We start from the raw sequence: 2,457 nt of genomic DNA on the forward strand, positions 1-2,457 counted from the left end.
GGAAAGCTCGCTGGCAAAGCTGGTGCTGACAAACACCATCGCCAGATCTGCCAGGCCGAATCCCCGTAGGGAGGCTTGCTGGTCCAGGTCCTGGATGGCTTGCTCCAGCGAGGCATCACTGGCGAGGGCAGAGCGCCACGCACCAGTTCTCGATTGGCCTTGCTGAAGCCAGGACAACATGGGCACAAACAAACGCGTGCATCAGACCCTACTCAATCCATAATCAGGGGGACCTCTTTTGTTCCCCGCCCCTCCACACAATGAGCATTGCGTTTTTGCAACAACTGATCTGGGCGGAATACCGTGCTGCCGTGGTTCTCACCATTGTCTTACCCCTGGTGGTGCTGATCTGGGCCACAGTGCGGCGGGAGGGAGCCATCAGCAGACTCCTGAACCTGTATTGGAAGGTGGCCAGCCTGTTGGCCGTCACCGTGCTGCTGCTGGCGGGCACGGAGCCCATGGCCTTTGCCGTTGCCGTGGCTGCCCACCTGCTCATCCTGGGCAGCCTGTGGTTCTGGGAAGATATCAACTATGAGCTGGCGGATCTCCCCCCCTGGCGTGCCCTGCCCCTGGTGACACGAATCTGGCGGTGGAGCCTCACGGTGTTCACCGCGGTGGGCGCGGTAGCCAGTGTGGCCTCCTTGAATTGCCTGAACGGTTGGCAGGCAAGTGATGTGTGTGCCCTCTGGCAGCAGCCTCCCGGTGGCTTCAGCCAGTTTTTGGGCCGTGGGCTGAACTTTCTCTTTGGCGCCCCCTGGACCACAGAGGGAGCCAGGGTGGCCGGATGGTTCTGTCTGGTGATTTACGCAGGGTTCTTCCTGCAATGGCTGCTGGTGCGATGGCCTCGCTTTGGTCGGGTGGCTGGCGGCTTCTAACGGGAACCCGTTCAGGCCGCGCTGAGCAGCACCGCCAGCAGCAAAAAGACGGTGACCAGGGTCCAGGTGGCGCGGTTGAGGGTGCTTTCTGCACTGCGGGTACTGCTGAACATGCCGGCTGCAGCGCCCACAGCCATGCCCCCCATGCCATCCCCCTTGGGACTATGGAGGAGAACGGTGATGATCAGAAGGACACCTGTGACAAGCCAGATGACGAGCGCAAAGGAGTGAAGCAACCGTCGCTGAAGTGAAGGACCGGCAACCAGGTTAGACGCCTAGCGCCTGGGCTGTGCGCCCGGCAGCGCCAGGTCGTATCTGGCAGGAGGGGGCAACGAGGCTGTGCCCACCCATGGCCGGCGGCACGGGGATCCGGAGAATGTCCAGGATGGTGGGGGCCAAGTCTGCCAGTGTGCCGTTGTCCCGCAACTCCACAGGCTTGTCGTCGCCGGAGATCTTGCGCTTTTCCCCTTCAAGCAACAGCAACGGCACGGGATTGGTGGTGTGGGCTGTCCAGGGCTTGCCCTCGGCTGAACGCATGGTTTCGGCGTTGCCGTGGTCTGCTGTGATCAGCATGGTGCCCCCGGCCCAACGGGTCGCCTCCGCGATGCGGCCAACACAGGCATCCACCGTTTCAACAGCCTGCACCGCCGCATCCATGATTCCAGTGTGGCCCACCATGTCCGGGTTGGCGTAATTGACCACGATCAAGGAGTAGACACCCCTGGCAATGGCGCTGATGACGCCATCGGTCACCTCCCATGCGGACATGGCCGGGGCCTGATCATAGGTGGCCACCCTGGGGGAAGGCACCAGGTGGCGATCCTCTCCCGGCAACGGCCGTTCCCTGCCGCCGTTAAAGAAATAGGTCACGTGGGGATATTTTTCCGTCTCGGCAATGCGGAACTGACGAAGGCCATGCTCAGCCACCACGTCGCCCAGCAGGTGGTCCAGGGGCTGGGGGGGGAAGGCAACGCCCACCGGCAGACCCCACTCGTATTGGGTAAAGGTGACCACGTCCAGGGGAGCGGGCCACGTGGGGCGGGGAAAGCCGTCGAAATCTTCCAGCACCAGGGCGCGGATCATCTGACGGACCCGGTCCGGACGAAAGTTGAAGCAAATCAACCCGTCCCCTGGCTTCAGGACCCCCTCCCCCAAGCGGTGGGGCTCAAGAAACTCGTCGCCAATTCCTTCGGCATAGCTGGCTTCAACAGCAGCCACAGGGTCGGGATGATGGGGGCTGTGGTTCTCCGTGAGCAGGCGGTACACCTTGGCGGTGCGGTCCCAGCGATGATCACGATCCATGGCCCAGTAGCGGCCGCAGAGGGTGGTGAGTTGGCCACAGTTGAGGCTGGCCGTCAACTGCTGCAACGCCTTCACGTGCTCCAGACCGGCGCGATCCGCCGTATCACGTCCATCGGTGATGCCGTGAATACAGACACGGGACAGCCGCCGGCCGGCGAGCCAGCGCAGCAACCCCGCCAGATGATCCACATGGCTGTGGACCCCGCCATCAGATAACAGGCCAACCAGATGGAGTGTGGAGCCTCGCTCCTCAAGGCGCTGTGCCAGGGCGTTAAGCTGG

General features: G+C 62.8%; 3 protein-coding genes and 1 pseudogene. 1 reads left to right on the plus strand and 3 read right to left on the minus strand.

Going from position 1 to position 2,457, the window contains the following annotated elements:
- A pseudogene (locus tag FLM9_RS05690) lies at nucleotides 1-180 on the minus strand (hypothetical protein); the annotation flags it as partial.
- Nucleotides 181-260: 80 nt separating this feature from the next.
- On the opposite strand from FLM9_RS05690, the gene FLM9_RS05695 reads away from it, so the two are divergent.
- Entirely contained in the window at nucleotides 261-875 is a 615-nt protein-coding gene (locus tag FLM9_RS05695) for a DUF3177 family protein (RefSeq protein WP_074457662.1), read from the plus strand.
- 11 nt (nucleotides 876-886) lie between these two features.
- On the opposite strand, the gene secG is transcribed toward FLM9_RS05695, so the two are convergent.
- Nucleotides 887-1,111, minus strand: a complete 225-nt coding sequence (secG, locus tag FLM9_RS05700; protein ID WP_074457663.1) for a preprotein translocase subunit SecG — start codon at nucleotides 1,109-1,111, stop codon at nucleotides 887-889.
- A gap of 31 nt (nucleotides 1,112-1,142) precedes the next feature.
- A partial coding sequence (gene gpmI / locus FLM9_RS05705; RefSeq protein ID WP_074457664.1) for a 2,3-bisphosphoglycerate-independent phosphoglycerate mutase occupies nucleotides 1,143-2,457 on the minus strand: 1,315 nt, incomplete at its 5' end.

Source organism: Candidatus Synechococcus spongiarum (genome assembly GCF_900047545.1).
GTDB classification, from domain to species: domain Bacteria; phylum Cyanobacteriota; class Cyanobacteriia; order PCC-6307; family Cyanobiaceae; genus Synechococcus_B; species Synechococcus_B spongiarum_C.